This window comes from Bradyrhizobium sp. WSM1417, assembly GCF_000515415.1.
Lineage (GTDB): Bacteria > Pseudomonadota > Alphaproteobacteria > Rhizobiales > Xanthobacteraceae > Bradyrhizobium.
The window spans coordinates 4,230,751-4,250,699 of record NZ_KI911783.1 but is presented as its reverse complement, the minus strand read 5'-3'; the positions used below and the strand labels follow the sequence as shown (position 1 = coordinate 4,250,699).

Here is a 19,949-nt window from a genome sequence, read left to right as displayed (position 1 = left end):
TGGAATTTCCGTCATGCTGGGATAAGTTTTCGTCATGACCGCACCCGTCCTAGATCCCGATCTGCTGAAGGCCTTTCTCGCAGTTGCCGAGCATCGCTCGTTCACGCGCGCAGCCCACGTGCTCAACCGCACCCAGTCGGCGGTGAGCGTCCAGATCAGGCGTCTCGAAGGGCAGCTCGGCGTCCGGCTGTTTCACCGCACGAGGGAGGGCGCGGCACTGAGCGCCACAGGTCACGAGTTCCGCGTCTATGCGAAGCGGCTTCTCGACCTCAATGCGGAGGCGGTCGACGTGCTTCGCACGGGCCGGCGCGAAGCCGTGGTCCGCCTTGGCGTGATGGACGATTACGGCACGATCGTCATTCCGCCCCTGCTGGCGCATTTTGCCAAATGCCATCCGGAGATCCGGATCGAGATCGAGACCGGGCTGACCGCGACGATGCCGGCGCGACTCGGCGACGCCTATGACCTCGTCATCGCCATGCATCCCGAAGGATGCGGCGATGGTGAGCTATTGCGACGCGAGCAGGCGGTGTGGGTCGCGGCCAGATCGTATCCGGCACAGGCACAGGACACGCTGCCCGTCGCGCTCTACCCGCCGGGCTGCCTGTTCCGGCAATGGGCCGCGGAGGCCCTCGATGCCGCCGGCCGCCCCTGGCGGCTCGCCTTTGTCAGCCGCACCCTTGCCGCGGTGGAGGCGATCGCAGCGGAGGGCCTCGCGATCACGGTCGTGAAAGCCGGCACTCTGCCCCCTCGCCTGCACGTCCTGTCGGAGCGCGACGGCCTGCCGCCGCTGCCGGCGGCGGACATCCGCCTCCATTGCGCGCGCAACCTGTCGCGGGCCGGCGCACTGCTGGCGGATTATTTGCGGCGTGGCATTTCGGAACCGGCCACCCTATGTTGAGGTGAATGGTTGCTGCACCACCGGTTGGCTGGGTCGGCTGCAAGACCGCAGGCAAACCGGGACGGACGAGCCGTGAATGTTTCTTTGTATGACCTCTCGGTGTGGGTGCTGCCGCTGGTGCTCGCCATCACCTTCCACGAGGCTGCGCACGCCTTCGTCGCATATCGTCTCGGTGACGACACCGCATGGCAGCTGGGCCGTGTCAGCTTCAACCCGCTTCGCCACATCGACCCGTTCGGAACGGTGATATTGCCGGCGATGCTGCTGTTCGCGCATTCGCCGTTCCTGTTTGGCTATGCCAAGCCTGTGCCGGTGAATTTCCGCAAGCTCAACGACCCCAGGCTCGGCATGGTATGGGTGGCGCTGGCCGGGCCCGCCACCAACATCCTGCTGGCGCTGGCCGCGGCTCTTGCCCTGCACGCCCTCTCCTGGGCTCCGGCCAACTCGGCGCAATGGATCTTCGACAATCTCAAGAACGCACTGCTGATCAACGCGGTGCTGGCGGTGTTCAACATGATGCCGATCCCGCCGCTCGACGGCGGACGCGTCGCGGTCGGGCTGCTGCCCCGGCCGCTCGCCATGCCGCTGGCGCGGCTCGAGCCGTTCGGGATGCTGATCCTGATCGGTCTGCTGATCCTGCTACCGCTGGCGGGCTCCCAGTTCGGTCTAAATCTTGATGTTATTTCAGCAATACTGCGAACGTTGACCGGTTATGTGATTCAGGCTGTTCTCTTCCTGACCGGCAATGCGTAGTTGAACAGCGACACACCCGAACACAAGCCGAAGGGCTCGAGGCCGACTTGGTCAAAGCTGCCGATATGCTGATCGCGCGACGCGCCGACACCCGCGCCCGCGCCGATTTCGCCACCTGGAAGATGATGGCCAAGCTCAACGGGTCGTCTGCGCTGCCTCCGGGGGCGCAGGAATTCCTCGCGAGCTACAAGAACCTGCAGGCGCAGATGAACGAGGGCGAGGCTACCGAGGCCACCATCGGCGCCATCTACAAGGCCTACTATGCCGAGATGGGCGGCGCGGGAACCCCGCCTGACGTCCGCCCCCGGGCGGCCGAACCGGCGGCGGACAATGTTACCGCTTTCCGCCGCCCAGACCCGAAACCGAAGAAGGCCAGTTTCTTCGGGGCAGCGACCGCGGGCGCGACCCAGAAACGGCCGCTCCCTGTGGCCCTGATCTTCGCCTGCCTGGTCGTGGTCTATGTCGGGATCCGGCTCTACTGGCGCTGAGCCGACTTCTTCTTTTTCTTTGCGTCCGGCGGCGTGAAGATGATGTCGACGGTGCGCTCGAACCGGTCGTCGGTCAGGCTGGCGGGCGGCTGCGGGATGGGATCGGATTTGCGGACAATCGAGATCGCCGCCGCATCGTAAGCTGCATCCCCGGACGACTCGACAACGTCGACTGAAAGCACGTTACCCCGTCGGTTGATCGCGAAGCTGACCTTGACCTTCTGATTGTTGGGCTCCTTGCCCTCCGGATTGACCTTGTGGGCCGTAAGGTGCGCGCTAATCTTGCGGTTCCAGTCGGCCGTTATCTTCAAGATGTCCTTGCCGATGCCCAGCACAGGAGCCAGCGCCTTCTCGGCCTCGCGCGCGTCCTCGTCGAGCGTCTGCCGCGCCGTCGCAACGGACTTCGGCGAGGCCTCCGCAGCGGGCGTTTCGACCGCCGCAATCTTCGGATCCTCGTCCTGCGGCTTCTTGGAGATGTTCTCGGTGACGACCCGATCGGGATCGTCGACCTGTTGTGACTGATCCTTTGGAAGTTCGGTTTCCTTGGTCTCGGCCTTTTGCTCGGGAAGCGCCTGCTGCTCCTGCATCGCTTCGCTATCCGGTCCCGGCGGAAGATCGGTGTCAGGCGCCTTCGGCGAGGCCATCTCGACAGCGAACTCCGCGCCGGCCGCGCCGAGGCCGTCGTCACCGTCATCGGCTCGCAGGTGCGCCAGCGCGAGCGCGGCACCACCCAGATGGAGCGCGAGCGCCGCCAGAGCCGCCAAAATCCAAAGCGTCCGGGCTGGTCTGGACTCGTCCGACATCGCGGGGCCTCTAAGGCTGAGCGGCGCCTGCCGCAGGCGCCCCCGGAGCGCCTTCCAGCGCAACCAGCTTCACCCGCGAATAGCCGCCTGAGCGCAACAGCTCCATGACGCCCATCAACTCGCCATACGGCACCGAGCGGTCGGCGCGCAGGAAGACGTACTTGTCCTTGCTCATGTCGGACAGCCCGTCGAGCGTGCCGATCAACTCGGCGCGATGCACCGGGTTCTCTCCGATGGCAAGAGTCAAATCGGGCTTGATGCTGAGATAGGTCGGCTTGTCCGGCTTCTTCTGCGGCGTCGCGCTCGACGTCGGCAGATCGATCGGCAGGTCGACGGTCGAGAGCGGCGCTGCGACCATGAAGATGATCAGCAGCACCAGGATGACGTCGATGAACGGCGTGACGTTGATTTCATGCGTTTCGCCGAAATCGTCGTCGTCATCATTGTCTGCGAGCGAGACGCCCATGGTTCACTCCGCCGCGCGCGAATGCACGCTGCCGTGGCTGCGGTCGAGATCGCGCGAGAGCAACCGCCCCGCCGCGCCCGAGGCACGGCTGACGAGTTCCAGGTAGCTCTTCGTCACGCGCGAGAAGTAGTTGTAGATGATGACGGCGGGAATGGCGGCGACCAGGCCGATCGCGGTGGCGAGCAGCGCCTCGGCGATGCCGGGTGCGACGACGGCGAGGTTCGTGGTCTGCGACTTCGAGATGCCGATGAAGCTGTTCATGATGCCCCACACCGTGCCGAACAGGCCGACGAAGGGCGAGGTCGAGCCGATGGTCGCGAGCACGCCCATGCCGACGCGGATGCGCCGCGCCTCCGCGCGCATGATCTCGGAGAAGCTCGAAGCCGCCCGCTCCTTGATGCCGGTGTCGCTGGAGAGGCCGGCCGACATCCGCGCCTCCCGCAGCGCCGCCGCCAGGAAGGACGGCAGGATGCCCGCTTTGGAGCCGAGCGCCATCTGCGCTTCCGCGAGCGAGCGCGCCTCTGCGATCTTCTTCAGCGCCGAACGAAGCTTGGTCGCGGCGATCGACAATTCGATCGACTTGGCTATCAGCACCGTCCAGGTCATCAGCGATGCAAAGGCGAGCCCGATCATCACCGCCTTCACGATGATGTCCGCCGACATGAACATCACCCAGGGCGACAGTTCCTTCATGGCGGGCGCAATGACGGCTGCCGTATCGGACTTTGCGGGCGCGACAGCTTGGGGAGCCGCAGGCGGAGCAACAACCGGGGCCGGGCTGACCGGGGACGGCTGGGCCGTCGACTGGACCGGTGCCGCGGGCGTGGCCTGTGTCTGGGCGGAAACAGGGGATGCAAGCCAGGCGGCCGCCAGCACCAGAGCCGCGGCAAGGCTTGCTTGGAAGGACATGATCTTCATACTTCGGCCCAGTAGCGAATGAGGTTGTGATAGATACCCGTCAATTTGACCGTTTCGGGATCGTCACGCCCGAGCCGTTCCACCAGCGCCTGTATCGCGGTGTCGAGGTCAAAGATCATGCTCCGGGCTTGATCGTCCCGTATCATGCTCTGAAGCCAGAAGAAAGACGCAACCCGCGTTCCCCTCGTCACCGGGGTGACCAGATGGAGGCTGGTCGAGGGATAGAGCACGCAGTCCCCGGCTTGCAACTTGACTTCGTGCGAACCGTAGCTGTCCTCGATCACAAGTTCGCCACCGTCGTACTCCTCCGGCTCGGCCAGGAACAGCGTGACCGAGAGGTCTGTGCGGATGCGAAGGCCGGTCAGGCGGTCTCCGCGGATCGCATTGTCGACGTGCAGGCCGAAATGGTGGCCGCTGCTGGCCGCATAGCGGTTGAACAGCGGCGGGAAGATCTGGAGCGGGATCGCGGCCGCGATGAAGCGCGGGTTCGAGGTCAGCGCCGAAATGATGCGGTTGCCGAGCTTGCGCGCGACCTCGCTGTCCGGTGACAATTGCTCGTTGCGCTTGACCATCGCCGACTGCGAGCCGGCGGTGGAGCGCCCGTCTTCCCATTCGCTGGCGTCCATGATGCGGCGGAAATCCGCCACATCATCCTTGCTCAGAACGCCAGGCAGGCACGTCAACATGATCAGAACTTCGCCGTCGTCACGAGGTAGAACGCCCGCCCTGGCGCGACCGCCACGAAGGGCACGGCACTGCGATAGAACGAATCGTAATAGAGCTTGTTCGTCAGGTTCTGGGCGTAGAACTTCATGGTCCAGTTCTGGTCGATCTTCTTCTCGAGGAATGCGTCGAAACGCCAATAGCTCGGCAACTCGTTGGTGTTGGCCGCGAACGTGCCGCCATAGACCTTCGAGCGGTAGACCGCCTGCCCGCCGAGTTCCCAGCCGCCGTCGAACTTGTACTTGGTCAACATGCTGAACGACTGGTGGGCAATGTTGGCGAGCTGCAGACCCAGATTCGCGGCAACGCCGCTCTGCGTGACCTTCGACTGCATCAGCACCAGCCCGCCAAAAATGCTCCAGCGGTCGGTGAGCCTGCCCTCGGCCTCGATGTCGATGCCCTGGATCCTGTAGGCAGCGCCCGAGGTCAGCAGGCCGTTGACGGTCTCGCGCGCGTTGTCCTTGGTCGTCTGGAACAGCGCACCGGTCACCAAAAGGTGGCGATCGGCGAGCTCCCATTTGGTGCCGAGCTCGATCGCCTTGTTACGCTCGGGTCCGAGCAAAACGGCCGTGTTGGGCGGAACACCACCGTAATCGGTCGCGGTCGCATCAAGCTCCGATCCGAACGGATTGGCCGAGGTCGCATAGGCTGCATACAGGCTGCCGATCGACATCGGCTTGTAGACCGCGCCGACGTTGTAATTAACGAGATCGGCGTTCTGCTTCAGATAGGCCGCGTTGGTCGACGAGCTCTGGCTGTAGCCGTCGTAGCGCACGCCGCCGTTCACAATGACGGCGTCCTGCCAGTTCGCAGTGTCCATGACGTAGACGCTGCTGGTGTTGACACCGTAGCGCGTCGGATTTCCAACCAGCGACGGCGTGTTGCTGAAAGGAATGTAGGTGTACTGCGGGGAGTAGACATTGACCCCCGTGACCGCTCCGTTGCTGGTCGAGCCGCCGCCGAACAGTTCCGACGAGAGGCCAGTGTAACGGTCGATCGAGATGTTCTCGTTGGCATATTCCACGCCGAACACTGCCGTGTGCTTGACCCCGCCGGTGTTTAGCTTGAACGTGGCCTCGTTCTGGTTGGCCCACACATCGACATTCTGGTAGCGGCTCTGCGCGCTCGCCGTCGTGGTCCAGAGCAACGGATTGGGGCTGGTCGTGATCGGGTTCTGCGGCAGCGTGCCGATATAATTCAGCAGCGAGTGCTCGCCGCGCACCTTGCTGGTCAGCGTAATGGCATCGTTGACCTTGTACTCGATCGTGCCGGTGCCGAAATCCTGCCGCGCCGTCTGGAAGTCGCGGTTGAGGAAGCCGTACCAGTTTCCGCGCGGAATGCCCGCCGATGTCGCCGGGACATTGCCCTGCCTGTAAAAAGGCACGCCGAAATCCGGGTAGCCGCTGAGATCGGTGTGGACGTAGTTCGTCGTGATCTTGATGTCGTTGGTCGGGGTGTACTTGGTCGAGATGAACGAACCCCAGCGATCGTCGGTGATGTAATTGCGGCCGGCGACGTTGGCGTCCTGGAACAGGCCGCCTACGCGCACCGAGAAGGTCGGATCGATGACTTGGTTGACGTCGAGCGTGACACGCTTGGTCCTGTCGGTGCCGAACTCAGTATCCATCCGCTTGAAATTGACGTCGCCCGCCTGCTTGGTGACGATGTTGATGGCGCCGCCGGCGGTGCCGCGGCCGGCGTAGGACGACGCCGGGCCGCGCAGGATCTCGATCTGCTCGGTGAAGAAGTTCTCGCGGATCGAGACCGCGGGATCACGGATACCGTCGATGAAGACGTCGTTCCTCGCATCGAAGCCGCGGATGAAGAAGCGATCCCCGAACGCGTTGCCGCCTTCCCCCGATCCCAGCGTCACGCCGGCGGTGGAGCGCCCGATCTCCTTCAGCGTCGTGGCGTTCTTGTCCTCGAGCACTTCCTTGCTGAGCACGGTGATGGTCTTCGGCGTGTTCAGCATCGGCTCGGGAAACTTGCCGGAGGCCTGGACGTGGTCGATCTTGTAGGGCGCCGCCGGATCGGAATACGGATTGCGGTCGACTTCGCCGGACGGCGCGGTGGGAGCCGTCTGCTGCGCCGCCTGCTGCCGTTGCGCAGCGCGGCGAAGCGCATTGCGCGCGCGGACCTGATCCGCCGTCGGCTTCGCAGCCACCGGGCGCGGACGCGCGACCGGCGCATCGACCGTTACCGGCGGCAGGTTCGACTGCTGCGCCTCCGCGCCGCTCGACACCGATGCTGCTGCAATCAGGCCCGCGACAGCGGAGACCTTCTTGCCGGAAACGCCCGTGAACTTTTCATCGAATGCTGCGACCGAACGCAACGACTTCGGTGCGACCACCTGCCCCATTACCAAACACGCCCCATATTCCTGCTCGCTCATTCACTTCGATGAGCGATTGGAGTGTTGGTATCGGCCGTAAAATAGCGGGTCAATGCGAGTAAGCCGCGAGAACCCTTGAATAAGTCCAGATCAAAGCGATTCTAAACTGCAGTTTGAAATCGTTCTAAATCGAGATTGGATTTGTTCTAAAGAGAGCGCGAGATCGGCGGTCGCGCGCGCATCCTCAATCGCTGCTTGGCGGCTTCATCAGCGAGAACAATTCATCGACGGTCTTCTGCGCCACCGCGCGCACGCGATCGCTGTTGTCCATGCCCGCAATGTTGACGCCGCCGACGACGGATCTGATCTCGTCGCGGAAGTCGGTGAGAAAGCGCAAGGGATCGCGCTGCTCGTTGGCGACGCGCGCGATCAGTCCCGTGATCAGGATTTGACACGCGATCAGCTTGCCGTTCAGTTCGTCCATGCTGCGCTCCCGTTGTGGAGCGCCGATATGGCCGATGCCGGTTTTCCTGACAACCGAAACGGCCTCCGCACGATTTAGAACCGTTCTTGCGGCCGATGCGCGGCGCCGCTCTGTCCAGAGCACACCGCTGTCGAGCATTGCACAAGATTTGCTCGCAGATCGTTCGTGGCGGGAGAATGCAGCACTGCACACCGTAGTGACACGGAGCTGCCTAAGCGGTGCAAAGCTTTCCAATTGTTTAGGATTCTCAACCGATAGTGCTGTTTACACTGGAACTTGGCGTGTATTATACAAGCGCGCTGGAACCCTATGATTGCCTCACAATTCGTAGCTTAAGGCATAAGAGCCGACACGAGACGATATGAAAAAGTCCCGGCCGATCCTCTGGATTCTGATCATCGCGGCCGTGGCCTCCGCGGGTTACTATGGTTGGCAGAAATTCGGCTCGCCCGACGCAGGAAAAGCCCAGACCGCACAGAAGGGGCCGCAGCGTCCGCCCGCCGTCCCCGTGAGCGTTTCGCCGGTTCAGAAAGTGGATTTCCCGGTTTACCTGACCGGTCTCGGCACGGTTGCGGGCTTCAACACCGTCCAAGTCCGGACCCGGGTGGATGGCCAGATCGACAAGATCGCCTTCACCGAAGGCCAGATCGTCAAGGAGGGCGAGCTCCTCGCCTCGATCGATCCCCGCCCCTATCAGGCCACGCTCGACCAGGCCAAGGCCAAGAAGGCCCAGGACGAGGCAAATCTGGCCAACGCCAATCTCGAGCTCCAGCGCGCCATGAAGCTCGGCGAATTCGCCACCGCACAGCGGGTCGACACCCAACGCTCCACCGTCGCGCAGCTCACCGCGCAGATCGCCGCCGACGACGCCGCGATCTCCAACGCGCAGACCCAGCTCGACTACACCCTGGTCAAGGCGCCGATCACCGGCGTCGCTGGCCTGCGCCAGGTCGACGTCGGCAACATCGTCAATTCCTCGACGCAGACCGGCATCGTCACGATCTCGCAGGTCGAGCCGATCTCGGTGATCTTCACCGCGCCGGAAGATCAGCTGCCCTATATCAGCGAGGGCCAGAAGGCCGGCGCGCTCAGGGTGATCGCCTTCACCACCGACGGCAAGAAGACGCTGGCCGAGGGCAAGCTCGCGGTCATCAACAACCAGGTCGACACCAGCAGCGGCACGATCCGGCTCAAGGCGGTGTTCGACAACAAGGACCACGCGCTGTGGCCCGGACAATCGGTGTCGACGCGCCTGCTGGTGCGCACCCTGAAGGATGCGACTGTTGTCCCGGATGACGCGGTCCAGCATTCCACCAACGGCCTCTACGCCTATACGGTCAATCAGGACAACAAGGCCGAACTGCACAAGATCATGGTCAGCTACGCCATCGACGGACGTTCGGTCGTCGACGAAGGTCTGACGCCCGGGCAGCAAGTGATCACCGGCGGCCAATTCAAGGTCCAACCGGGAAGCCTCGTCTCGACGGCCGTGGCGAGTACCGATCCGGCCCAGAACAAGGTTCGACAGGAATGAACGCGGGCGGGATTTCGGCACCTTTCATCCGTTATCCCATCGGCACATCGCTGCTGATGGCCGGCATTCTCTTCGTTGGTCTGGTCGCCTATCCCCTGCTGCCGGTCGCGCCATTGCCGCAGGTAGACTTCCCAACCATCCAGATCACCGCCAATCTGCCGGGCGGCAGCCCCGAGACCATGGCCTCGTCGGTGGCCCAGCCGCTCGAACGGCAATTCGCCCAGATCCCGGGCATCGCCCAGATGACGTCGACGAGCTATCTGGGCACCGCGTCGATCACCATCCAGTTCGACCTCAACCGCAGCATCGACGGCGCCGCCAACGACGTGCAGGGCGCCATCAACGCCGCGAGCGGTCAGCTGCCGAAGAACCTGCCCTCGCCACCAACCTACCGCAAGGTCAACCCGGCCGACGCGCCGATCCTGCTGCTGTCGGCGACCTCCGACACGTTGCCGCTGACCAGCGTCAGCGACGCGGTCGACGCCCAGCTCGCCCAGCAGATCAGCCAGCTCTCAGGCGTCGCCCAGGTCTTCATCGGCGGCCAGCAGAAACCGTCCATCCGCATCCAGATCGACCCGGCGAAACTCGTCGCTAAGGGCCTGTCGATGGAGGACGTGCGCAGCCAGATCGCGATCACCACCGTCGACAGCCCCAAGGGCAACATCGACGGTCCGAAGCGCGCCTACACGATCTACGCCAACGACCAGCTCACGCAGGCCAAGGACTGGAACGACGTCATCATCGCTTATCGCAATGGAGGTCCCTTGCGAATCCGCGATGTCGGCCAAGCGGTCAGCGGCGCCGAGGACGCCAAGCAGGCGGCCTGGGCCAACGGCAAGCGCGGCGTGTTCCTGGTGATATTCAAGCAGCCGGGCGCCAACGTCATCGAGACCGTCGACCGGATCAAGGCCACCCTGCCTCGCCTCGTCGCCGCGATCCCGCCCGCGATCAAGATCGAGCTCATCAGCGACCGCACCACGACGATCCGCGCGGCGGTCGAGGACGTCCAGTTCACGCTGCTGCTGACCATTGCGCTGGTGGTCATGGTCATCTTCATTTTCCTGCGCAGTTTCTGGGCAACCGTCATTCCCACCATCACGGTGCCGCTGGCGTTGCTGGGCGCCTGCGCCTTGATGTGGGTCGTCGGCTATTCGCTCGACAATCTGTCGCTGATGGCCCTCACCATCGCGGTCGGATTCGTCGTCGACGACGCCATCGTGATGCTGGAGAACATCACGCGCTACATCGAGGAAGGCGAATCGCCGATGGCGGCCGCCTTCAAGGGCTCCAAGGAAATCGGCTTCACCATCGTGTCGATCAGCATCTCGCTGGTCGCAGTGCTGATTCCGCTGCTGCTGATGGGCGGCATCATCGGGCGCCTGTTCCGCGAATTCGCCGTCGTGCTGGCGATGACGATCTTCGTCTCGATGTTCGTGTCGCTGACCCTGACGCCGATGATGGCCTCGCGCTTCCTGCGCGCCCATGGCGAGGTCACCCACGGCAGGTTCTACCAGTGGAGCGAGCGCGGCTTCGATGCGATGCTGCGCGGCTATGAATGGGGGCTCGACCATGCCCTGGCCTGGCGGCGCACGACGCTTACGATCTTCTTCGCGACGCTTGCGCTGTCGATCTATCTGTTCGTCCTGATCCCGAAGGGGTTCTTCCCGCAGCAGGACGTCGGCCTGATCACCGCGACCTCGGAAGCCTCCCAGGACATCTCGTTCGCTGAGATGCAGCGCCGCCAGGTCGAACTCGGCAAGATCGTGATGGACGATCCCGACGTGGCAACGATCGCGATGAACATCGGCGGCAGCGGCCGCGCCGGCAACAACGGCAACATGTTCATCACGCTGAAGCCGCTCAGCGTCCGCAATGCCTCGGCGCAGCAGATCATCGCGCGGCTGCGTCCCAAACTCGAAAAGGTATCCGGTGCCCGCCTCTACATGCAGGCGGCCCAGGACGTCCGGCTCGGCGGCAGGCCGACGCGCACGCAGTTCGAGTTCACGTTGCAGGACGCCGATCTCGCCGAGCTCAACGGCTGGGCCCCAAAGATCCTCGCCAAGATGCAGACGCTGCCGCAACTGCGCGACGTCGCGACCGACCAGCAGACCCAGGGCACCACGGTTCAGCTCAAGATCAACCGCGACACCGCTGCACGCTACGGCATCCAGCCGCAGCTGATCGACGACACGCTGTACGACGCCTTCGGACAGCGCCAGGTCACGCAGTATTTCACCCAGCTCAACACCTACAAGGTGATCCTCGAGATCCTGCCGGAGATGCAGGGCAGCCTCGAGAGCCTGAACAAGCTCTACCTGAAATCTCCGCTGACCGGCGACCAGGTGCCGCTGTCGACCTTCGCGACCTGGAGCACCGATCCGGTTCGCCCGCTCTCAATCAGCCACCAGGGCCAGTTCCCGGCGATCACGATCAGCTTCAACCTCGCTCAGGGCGTCGCGCTCGGCCAGGCCACGGAGGCCGTGCAGAAGGCGATGGCCGATCTCGGCGCGCCGCCGACGCTCAATTCGAGCTTCCAGGGCACGGCACAGGCGTTCCAGCAGTCGCTCGGCACTGTGCCGCTCCTCATCCTCGCGGCACTGGTCGTGGTCTATCTGATCCTCGGCATCCTCTACGAGAGCTACATCCATCCGATCACGATCCTGTCGACCCTGCCCTCGGCCGGCGTCGGCGCGCTCGCGATCCTGATGGCGGCAGGCTTCGAGTTCAGCCTCATTGCCTTGATCGGAGTCATTCTGCTGATCGGCATCGTGAAGAAGAACGGCATCATGATGGTGGACTTCGCCATCGCCGCGGAGCGCGACGAGCACAAGACGCCGGCGGAATCGATCCGGCAGGCAGCGCTGTTGCGCTTCCGTCCGATCATGATGACGACGATGGCTGCCCTGCTCGGCGGCGTGCCGCTGATGCTCGGCCACGGCACCGGCGCCGAGATTCGCCAGCCGCTCGGCTACGCCATGGTCGGCGGTCTGATCGTCAGCCAGGCGCTGACGCTGTTCACCACCCCGGTCGTCTATCTCTATCTCGACGAGCTCAACAACTGGTTCTCGGGCTGGGGCCGTAAGGGTGACGGCGAAGGCGACGAGACGGTCGAGCACGGCACCGTTAAGGAAGCTGCCGAGTAGCCGCTTGCAGCGCACGCCTCACGACGTTACAGCGAGGCCCTCGGTTCACGTCAACGCGGTCTTGCCATGCCCATGCAATCCAGACTTGTCGCCATAGCAGTCGCTGTCCTGGTGTCGGCGGGTGCCGCGCATGCCCAGCAAGGCGCCAAGAAGAACGCAGCTCCCTCTGCCCCGGCGGCACAGCCCGCGCCGGCTCCGACGCAGCCGCAGGCTGACGGCGCTGCGGCGCAGCAGCCCGGCTGGGTCGTGCGCTGTACCAGCGTCAGCCGCGACGCGCCGCTCGAATGCGCGATGGAGCAGAACGCGGTGCTGACCAAGACCGGTCAGACCATCGTCCTGATCAACATCCGCATCGCGCCCGACACCCGCACACCGGTGGCGCTGCTGCAATTGCCGCTCGGCCTCAACCTTCCCATCGGCGCCAAGCTCCAGGTCGACGAGGGCAAGACGGTCGATCTCCAGATCCAGACCTGCGAGAACCGCGGCTGCTACGCCTCGACGCCGATCGCACCGGACCTGCTTGCGACCTTGCGGTCGGGCAAGCAGTTGAAGGTCTCCTTCCAGAACATGGCCAAGGAAACGATCGCGATCCCGATGCCGCTGGGCGATTTCGCGGCCGCCTACGACAAGATCAAGTAGCGACGCCTCGCCGTTACTGCGGCAGATCCATCTCCAGCCTGCCGCCGATACCGGGCGCCTCCAGGCGGACGCCGGTCAGTCCACGCCCAGATAAGCCTTCTGCACCTGCGGGTCCTCCGCGAGCGCCGCCGCTGTGCCTGACAGCACGCTCTTGCCGACCTGGAGCACCGTGGCGAAATCCGAGACCTCCAGTGCGAGCTCGATCGACTGCTCGGCGAGCAGGATGGTCAGGCCCTCGCGATGCAGGCGGCCGAAGGTCTCGTACATGGACTCGACCACCGCCGGCGCGAGCCCGAGCGAGGGTTCATCCAGCATCAACAGCTTCGGGTCGCTCATCAGCGCGCGCCCGACCGCGAGCATCTGCCGTTCGCCACCAGACATGGTGCCGGCACGCTGGTTGCGGCGTTCCTTCAGGCGCGGAAAGATCTCGTAGACGCGTTCGAGCAGCGTGGCCTGACGCGACCTGTCGCGCAGCGGCGTTGCGCCGAGCAGCAAATTGTTCTCGACGCTCTGCTGCACGAACAGCCGCCAGCCTTCCGGCGACAGCGCCAGCCCCTTGCGCACAATCGCAAACGCCTTCTCGCCGGCGATGTTCTCGTCGCGAAAGTGAATCGACCCGGAATGCACGGGAATGAGGCCGGCGATCGCGTTCAGCGTCGTGGTCTTGCCGCCGCCATTGGAGCCGAGCAGCGCGACCACGCTGCCTTCGGGAACCTCCAGCGAGACGTCGGATACGCCGATGAGATCGCCATAGCGCACCTCGAGGTGCTCGATCCGCAGCAACGGCCCGCTCATAGGTCCGGCCCGCCCATCAGCTCGACCGGCGTGTGGCCGGCAGCCGCCTTGGCTGCACGCTTGCCGAGATAGGCCTCGATCACCGCCGGGTTGGATGTCACCTCGCGCGGCGAGCCGCGGGCGATCTCCTTGCCTTGGTGGAACACCATCACGCGGCTGGCGAGCGACATGATTACTTCCATGATGTGCTCGACGATCACGAGCGTGATGCCGGAACGATGGATGTCGCGCACGAGGTCGATGGCGAGCCTCACCTCATGGGCGTTGAGGCCGGCCATGGCTTCGTCGAGCAGAAGCACCTTCGGCTCGGTCGCAAGCGCCCGCGCGATCTCCAGCCGCTTGCGGCCCGGCGTGCCGAGCGAGCGCGCCGGCGCATCCGCAAGCCTGATCATGCCGACGCGCTCGAGCACCGCGCGCGCCTTGGCCTCGGCGTCCTTGCGATGCGAGGTGCGCAGGAACGCGCCGATCATGACGTTCTCCAGCACCGTCATGCCCTCAAAGGTCTGCGGCACCTGGAAGGTACGGGCGAGCCCAAGCCCGGCGCGCAGTTCCGGCGTGAAGTCGGTGATGTCACGGCCCTCGAACAGGACGCGGCCAGAAGTGGTCTTGAGATCGCCAGTCAGGCAATTGAAGAAGGTGGACTTGCCCGCACCGTTCGGGCCGATCAGGCCGAGGATGTCGCCCTGCTCCAAAGTCACGGAGGCATCGTCCACCGCTTTGAAGCTGCCGAACGCCTTTGTAATTTCGCGTGCCTCAAGGAGCATGGCCAGCTCCCGTGTCCTTTTGCTTGCTGCGCCGCGTGAACAGGCTAAGCAAGCCACCCGGCTGGAAGCGCGCGATCACCACGATGATCGCGCCATAGAGCACGAAGGTGAGTCCGGCGCCCTTGCCGCCGAGCCAACTGTTCGAGATCTCCTCCAGCGGCACCAGGATCGCGGCACCGACGAGGGGCCCGAACAAAAGTCCTGCTCCGCCCAGCGCCGCCATGATCAGGATTTTCACCGAGATCAGGATGCCGAACCCCGACTCGGGATCGACGAAGCCGAACATCATGGCATAGAGCGCGCCGGCGACGCTCGTCAGCGCCGCGCTCAGCATGTAGGCGTAGAGCTTGGTGCGGCTGGCGGGTGCGCCGAGCGAGCGCGCCGCGCGCTCGGAATCCTTAATCGCGCGCAGGTAAAATCCCATGCGGCTGTTGGTCATCCACCAGGTGATCAACAGCGTGATCACGAGGATTGCGAGGAAGAGATAATAATACGGCAGTGACGATAGGAACGAGAGATCGAAGATGCTGCGCGGCACGGTCGGCCCGGAGAGCCCGACCGCCGCACCGAGCCAATCGGTGTTGGTCACGATCAGCCGCATCGTCTCGGCAACGGCGATGGTCGCCATGCTGAAATAATGGCCCGACAGACGCAGCGTCGGCACGCCGATGATCGCGGCCAGGGCCACGGCGAGCACGATCCCGCCGGGAATGCCGAACAGGGGCGACAGGCCGAACTTTGCGTAGGATCCCATCGCGGCATAAGCACCGCAGCCAAAGAAAACGACGTGGCCGACCGAGACCTGGCCGGCATAGCCGCCGACGATATTCCATGCGGACGCCGCAATCGCATAAAGCAGCACCAGCGCGCCCAGGCGCTGCTGGAACGGCGAGGACAGCAGGAGCGGATAGGCGATCGCAAACGCTACGACGACCGAGAGCCAGATCAAGCGCCGCATCACAGCTTTCTCATCAGGTCTTGCCCATCAGGCCCTGCGGCCGGAACCAGAGGAAAAGCAGGAACAGGACATAGACGACGATGTCCTTGTAGATCGCGCCAATCAGATAGCCCGACAGGGACTCGATCACGCCGATCAGCAGGCCCGCGACGAGGGCGCCTGGCACGCTGCCAAAACCGCCGAGCGATACCGTGACGAAGGCGACGATGCCCAGCGTCTCGCCGACGGTCGGCACGATGTAGAAGAAGTTCGCGATCAGCGCGCCAGCAAGCCCGGTGGCGCCCGCCGCAATCGCCCAGGCGATTGCCTGCATGCTGTCGGGACGGATACCCATGAGCTGGGCCGCTGTTTGATCCTCCGCCACCGCCAGCATCTTCGAGCCGAGCGAGGTCCGCGTCAGCAGCAGATGCAGCCCGAGCGTGACGAGCAGCGCAACCACGCCGGCAAGCAGCCGCGAGGCCTCGATGCGCAGGCCCGCGAACGCATAAGTGCCGCCCACGATGTTCGGAGGCATCGACAGGAAATTAGCCCCGAACCACCAGAACACGGAATAACGCAGCAACAGCGCAAGCCCGAAAGTGCCGAGGATCTGCGCCAGCATCGGTCCCTTCATGATGTCGCGGATCAGGGTGAAATAGACCACGACCCCGACGGTCGCGAGCACCAGCGTCGCCAGCAGCGCGCCGAGGATCGGCCCTCCTCCCAACAGCGTGTAGACGACATAGGCGACGTACATGCCGAGCATGACGAAATCGCCATGCGCGAAATTGACGATGTTCATCATGCCCCACACCAGCGTGAGGCCTGAGGAAAACAGGGCATAGACTGCGCCAAGCAGAAGCCCGCCGACAATCACCTGCACGAGGACAAAGGACATGAGCCAGCGTTGCTCTGATCAAACCATCTCGGGAATGGCGGGGCGCGCAGCCCCGCCTTCAAATCTCACCAGCCCTTGTAGGGCAGCACCGGCGCCTTCGCGGCGTTGGCCTTCGGCCATACCGCGGTGTAGTTCTCGCCGTCCTGGAGCTGGATAATGAGCCCGGAGGCGAGGATATTCTGGCCCTTGTCGTCGAACTTCACGCCCTTGTAGCCCATCATCAATTGCTCGGGCTTCAGATCGGTCGCCTTCAACGCGGCCTGGATCTTCGCCGGATCGGTCGAGCCGGCGCGGTCGATCGCGTCGGCCAGCACGAAGAAGCCCTGCATCTGACGGCCGACGGTGTCGTCCATCTCCTCGCCGCTCTTTTTCTTGTACAGATCGGCGATGATGGCTGATGGTGAGCCGGCCGGCCCCACCGACCATGACGAACGGTTGAAGACGCCTTGCGATATCTTGCCGACCGCCTTGATGAAGGAGGGATCGGAATAGCCGGCGTCGTCGGCCAAAAGCACCGCCGGCTTGTAGTCAAGCGACTGCATGGTCTTGGCGAACAGTATCGCATCCGACGTGTAGCTGATCATGATGATCACGTCGGGCTTCTTGTCCTTGAGCTGGAGCACCTGGCCCTGAACATCGGTCGCATTGACGGGATAAGCGACGTCGACTGCGATGGCCTGGCCCTTCTCCTTGAAGGCGGCGCTGATCGTGTTGGCGACCGAGGTGCCGTATTCGGTGTTGTCGTGAACCAGCGCGATTGCATCGGTCTTGGCGCCTTGCGCCTTGATGTCGGCGAGGAAATCGACATAGGCCTTGGCGAAGTCGGTGGCGATCGGCGTGGTGCGGAAGAACCATTTGAAGCCGCGCTCTGTGAGATTGGCGGCGACCGACTCGGAGTTCAGGAAGGGAATGCCGTATTTTTCGGCGATCGCGCTCGAGGTCAGCGTGACGCCGGACTGATACGAGCCGAACACGGCGGCTACCTTGTCTTCCGTGATCAGGCGCAGCGCCTGGTTCTGGCCTGTCGCCGGGTTGCCCTGGTTGTCGGCGAACACGATCTCGATCTTGGCGCCGCCGAGGCTCGCAAGGCCTGCGTTCTTGGCCAGCGGCAGAGTGCCGAGCTCGGGATGTGCGTTGTTGATGATGTCCATGGCGACCTCGAGCGCCGCCTTGGCGTGCGCCCCGATCGAGGCGGTGCCGCCCGACATCGGCAGGATCGCGCCGATCTTGACGACCTTGTCCTGGGCCTGCGCGGCTGAAGCGAGCGCAGCGGACATCGCGGCCGCGCAAAGCAGCCCGGTGACGTGCTTCAATCTCATGAAATCAAACCTCCCAAAGGGTTTCCCCAACCAGATTTTTTGGAAGCTCGGCTAAGCGCCCACTTCCGTTTGTTTATGCCTGGCGATGAGAGGATGGCATGCTGGCCCGGCACCGGCAAGTGAAACGGCTTGCCACGATGTTGCACGGACAAGCACCGACGTGTGGGCTGGGTCAGCGCCCTCACCCCACGGGGTCGCTCGCCCTTAGCAGCGTCGTGAAGCCGCCATAGATCATGCGCTTGCCGTCAAACGGCATGCCGTCCAACTTCAGCCGCGGGTCCGACATCACCTTCTTGTTGACGGCGTCGCGGGTCTCCCGGTCGCGATAGACGATCCAGGAGAACACCACGATCTCGCCCTCCTTCGCCATCACGGCACGCGGAAACGACGTGAGCTCGCCATAGGGCACGTCGTCGCCGATGCATTCGACATAGTCGAGCGCGCCGTGCTCCATCCAGATCGCGCAGGCGGATTGCGCTAGCGCCTTGTAGGCCTCGATGTTGTCCTTCGGCACGGCCAGCACAAAACCATCGACATAGGGCATCACGGATCTCCTTGGGTTGTGTCTCCGAAGGACGATGCGGCGCCTGACGATCCGACCAGGAAGCGCGATTTTCGGATGAGGCAAACGGTCGCGCGCCGCCGCGGCGCGCCGCTGGAGCCTGCGATCCCACGGCCCGCACGTCCCCATTGGACCGCAAAACGCCCCTGCGTCGCAGCGCTTGCCAGCCCACAGCCGAGCGGGTAGAAACCCTCCACGCCTGAGCCGTGATTTGCGCGATAAGCGCCATCGGCCACAGCCGGACAAATCAAGAAGTCTTTGAATTTGTTCGGCTATTCCGTTGGGGAATGGTGTAACGGTAGCACAACAGACTCTGACTCTGTTTGTCTAGGTTCGAATCCTAGTTCCCCAGCCACTCCAGGTAAGCAGCTCACAATCAGACCGTCAGAGGTTGCGTACTCTTTGAGCGGTGCTGCTAAATCACGATGCGATCGAAGTCGGTGGCGATCCTCGTGTATGGAAAAATCACCGTTGCTTCGGCCAGGAGCTCTTCGTCGCGATAGCGCCCCGACATGTGATTCAGCACGAGTTGCCCGACGTTGTTCGCGGCGGCAAATGAAGCCGCCTCGCGGGCGGTGAGGTGGCCATAGTCCCGCGCGGTCGCAGCGTCGCGATCGAGGAAGGTCGCCTCGACCACCAGCAGATCGGCGTCGACGACATGTTTGGATAGCCCGTCGGTGGTTTCGGTGTCGCCGATTACCACGAACTTCCTGCCGCCGCTCGGCGGCCCCAGAACGTCTTCCGGATCGATCGTACGGCCGGCGATCACGACCGGTCGTCCCGCGGCCAGTTCTCCACGCATCGGCCCATCGGGAACACCGAGCTCGGCGAGGCGCTCCCGCTCAAGATGGCGGCGTGCCGGACTCTGGAAGCAAAAACCAAAGCTGTCGGTGTCGCGGTGGCGGACCGAGAAGCAATCGATTGTAAAGTCGCCGGCGTCGATAACCTGTCCTTCAGTCAGCGGCGCGAACTCCACAGGGATCGGCGCCCTGCCCGCGCCCCACAGGCCGGCAAGCATGCGGATGACGATGTCGAGCGTGCCCTGGCCTCCATGGACGGTCATCGCGTCCGATTGCTGGCGCAACCCAAGCGTCGAGAAAAGACCGGGGATGCCGAGCACGTGATCGAGATGGGCATGCGTCAGCAGGATGCGGTCAAGCCGTCGAAAGCCCGCGCCGCTGCGCAGCAACTGGCGCTGCGTGCCCTCGCCGCAATCGATGAGGACGCGCTTGCCCGCAGCCTCCACCAGGAGAGCGGGATGGTTGCGCTCCGCCGACGGAACGCTGGCCGAAGTCCCAAGGAATGTCAGGGCGAACATGCTCGTCAGTATCCAGGCTTCACCGCCCCAATGCCACGTGAGCAGCAGCGCGTACAGAGCCGATCGATCGCGCATAGACCGCGGCAAGAAGCGCGTATCCCGCGATCTGGCGGCCGACGCCGCCTTCGGCCCCCGACCGGCGGACAGATCTGGTTCCCGTTGCGCGGCCTCC

General features: G+C 63.9%; 19 protein-coding genes and 1 tRNA gene. 7 read left to right on the top strand and 13 right to left on the bottom strand.

All coding sequences use genetic code 11. From position 1 onward, the window contains the following. The first annotated feature begins 34 nt into the window (after positions 1–34). The 3 genes from BRA1417_RS0120265 to BRA1417_RS0120255 all read left to right on the top strand — a co-directional run bounded on the left by BRA1417_RS0120265 (position 35) and on the right by BRA1417_RS0120255 (position 2,142). On the top strand, positions 35–901 hold the full coding sequence (locus BRA1417_RS0120265; RefSeq protein ID WP_027517376.1) for a LysR substrate-binding domain-containing protein: 867 nt from the start codon (positions 35–37) through the stop codon (positions 899–901). A 72-nt stretch (positions 902–973) separates the two neighbouring features. Next, entirely contained in the window at positions 974–1,654 is a 681-nt protein-coding gene (locus tag BRA1417_RS0120260) for a site-2 protease family protein (RefSeq protein ID WP_027517375.1), read from the top strand. A 65-nt stretch (positions 1,655–1,719) separates the two neighbouring features. Further along, complete coding sequence (locus BRA1417_RS0120255) at positions 1,720–2,142, top strand: hypothetical protein (RefSeq protein WP_027517374.1); 423 nt, start codon at positions 1,720–1,722, stop codon at positions 2,140–2,142. Here BRA1417_RS0120255 and BRA1417_RS0120250 read toward each other — a convergent pair. From BRA1417_RS0120250 to BRA1417_RS0120225, 6 genes are all read right to left on the bottom strand, one after another. Further along, a complete protein-coding gene (locus BRA1417_RS0120250; RefSeq protein WP_027517373.1) occupies positions 2,130–2,945 on the bottom strand; it encodes an energy transducer TonB in 816 nt (271 codons plus the stop codon). The two genes, BRA1417_RS0120255 and BRA1417_RS0120250, sit on opposite strands and share 13 nt — an antisense overlap. A 10-nt stretch (positions 2,946–2,955) precedes the next feature. After that, positions 2,956–3,411 (bottom strand): TonB system transport protein ExbD, encoded by a 456-nt coding sequence (gene exbD, locus BRA1417_RS0120245; protein WP_018459254.1) that lies wholly within the window; start codon positions 3,409–3,411, stop codon positions 2,956–2,958. Positions 3,412–3,414: 3 nt separating this feature from the next. Next, on the bottom strand, positions 3,415–4,329 hold the full coding sequence (gene exbB, locus BRA1417_RS0120240; RefSeq protein WP_027517372.1) for a tonB-system energizer ExbB: 915 nt from the start codon (positions 4,327–4,329) through the stop codon (positions 3,415–3,417). Next, a complete protein-coding gene (locus BRA1417_RS0120235) occupies positions 4,326–5,015 on the bottom strand; it encodes a Fe2+-dependent dioxygenase (RefSeq protein ID WP_027517371.1) in 690 nt (229 codons plus the stop codon). Before BRA1417_RS0120235 ends, exbB begins: the two co-directional genes overlap by 4 nt. A gap of 2 nt (positions 5,016–5,017) precedes the next feature. After that, positions 5,018–7,411, bottom strand: coding sequence for a TonB-dependent siderophore receptor (locus BRA1417_RS0120230; protein ID WP_027517370.1), 2,394 nt, complete (start codon positions 7,409–7,411; stop codon positions 5,018–5,020). Positions 7,412–7,628: 217 nt separating this feature from the next. Beyond that, positions 7,629–7,868, bottom strand: a complete 240-nt coding sequence (locus BRA1417_RS0120225; RefSeq protein WP_027517369.1) for a hypothetical protein — start codon at positions 7,866–7,868, stop codon at positions 7,629–7,631. Between the two features lie 361 nt (positions 7,869–8,229). Between BRA1417_RS0120225 and BRA1417_RS0120220 the strand changes: the two genes are divergently transcribed. The 3 genes from BRA1417_RS0120220 to BRA1417_RS0120210 all read left to right on the top strand — a co-directional run bounded on the left by BRA1417_RS0120220 (position 8,230) and on the right by BRA1417_RS0120210 (position 13,184). Then, on the top strand, positions 8,230–9,402 hold the full coding sequence (locus tag BRA1417_RS0120220) for an efflux RND transporter periplasmic adaptor subunit (protein WP_027517368.1): 1,173 nt from the start codon (positions 8,230–8,232) through the stop codon (positions 9,400–9,402). After that, entirely contained in the window at positions 9,399–12,545 is a 3,147-nt protein-coding gene (locus tag BRA1417_RS0120215) for an efflux RND transporter permease subunit (protein WP_027517367.1), read from the top strand. Before BRA1417_RS0120220 ends, BRA1417_RS0120215 begins: the two co-directional genes overlap by 4 nt. A 66-nt stretch (positions 12,546–12,611) precedes the next feature. Continuing rightward, the gene (locus tag BRA1417_RS0120210) at positions 12,612–13,184 is read left to right on the top strand and encodes an invasion associated locus B family protein (protein ID WP_027517366.1); all 573 of its coding nucleotides are present in this window, start codon (positions 12,612–12,614) and stop codon (positions 13,182–13,184) included. A gap of 75 nt (positions 13,185–13,259) precedes the next feature. On the opposite strand, the gene BRA1417_RS0120205 is transcribed toward BRA1417_RS0120210, so the two are convergent. The 6 genes from BRA1417_RS0120205 to BRA1417_RS0120180 all read right to left on the bottom strand — a co-directional run bounded on the left by BRA1417_RS0120205 (position 13,260) and on the right by BRA1417_RS0120180 (position 18,441). Continuing rightward, entirely contained in the window at positions 13,260–13,979 is a 720-nt protein-coding gene (locus BRA1417_RS0120205) for an ABC transporter ATP-binding protein (protein ID WP_027517365.1), read from the bottom strand. Continuing rightward, the gene (locus tag BRA1417_RS0120200; protein WP_027517364.1) at positions 13,976–14,743 is read right to left on the bottom strand and encodes an ABC transporter ATP-binding protein; all 768 of its coding nucleotides are present in this window, start codon (positions 14,741–14,743) and stop codon (positions 13,976–13,978) included. Before BRA1417_RS0120200 ends, BRA1417_RS0120205 begins: the two co-directional genes overlap by 4 nt. Further along, complete coding sequence (locus tag BRA1417_RS0120195) at positions 14,733–15,701, bottom strand: branched-chain amino acid ABC transporter permease (RefSeq protein ID WP_027517363.1); 969 nt, start codon at positions 15,699–15,701, stop codon at positions 14,733–14,735. The genes BRA1417_RS0120200 and BRA1417_RS0120195 overlap by 11 nt, the downstream gene beginning before the upstream one ends. Before the next feature lie 13 nt (positions 15,702–15,714). Further along, positions 15,715–16,578 carry a branched-chain amino acid ABC transporter permease gene (locus tag BRA1417_RS0120190; RefSeq protein WP_027517362.1) on the bottom strand — a complete coding sequence of 288 codons (864 nt, stop codon included), beginning with the start codon at positions 16,576–16,578 and terminating at the stop codon, positions 15,715–15,717. Between the two features lie 65 nt (positions 16,579–16,643). Beyond that, complete coding sequence (locus BRA1417_RS0120185) at positions 16,644–17,897, bottom strand: ABC transporter substrate-binding protein (RefSeq protein ID WP_027517361.1); 1,254 nt, start codon at positions 17,895–17,897, stop codon at positions 16,644–16,646. Positions 17,898–18,078: 181 nt separating this feature from the next. After that, positions 18,079–18,441: a DUF1428 domain-containing protein gene (locus BRA1417_RS0120180; RefSeq protein WP_027517360.1), complete on the bottom strand. Its 363-nt coding sequence runs from the start codon at positions 18,439–18,441 to the stop codon at positions 18,079–18,081. A gap of 299 nt (positions 18,442–18,740) precedes the next feature. Between BRA1417_RS0120180 and BRA1417_RS0120175 the strand changes: the two genes are divergently transcribed. Beyond that, positions 18,741–18,814: transfer RNA gene (locus BRA1417_RS0120175), tRNA-Gln, on the top strand. Positions 18,815–18,874: 60 nt separating this feature from the next. Here BRA1417_RS0120175 and rnz read toward each other — a convergent pair. Next, positions 18,875–19,777 carry a ribonuclease Z gene (gene rnz, locus BRA1417_RS0120170; RefSeq protein ID WP_027517359.1) on the bottom strand — a complete coding sequence of 301 codons (903 nt, stop codon included), beginning with the start codon at positions 19,775–19,777 and terminating at the stop codon, positions 18,875–18,877. Positions 19,778–19,949: the final 172 nt, after the last annotated feature.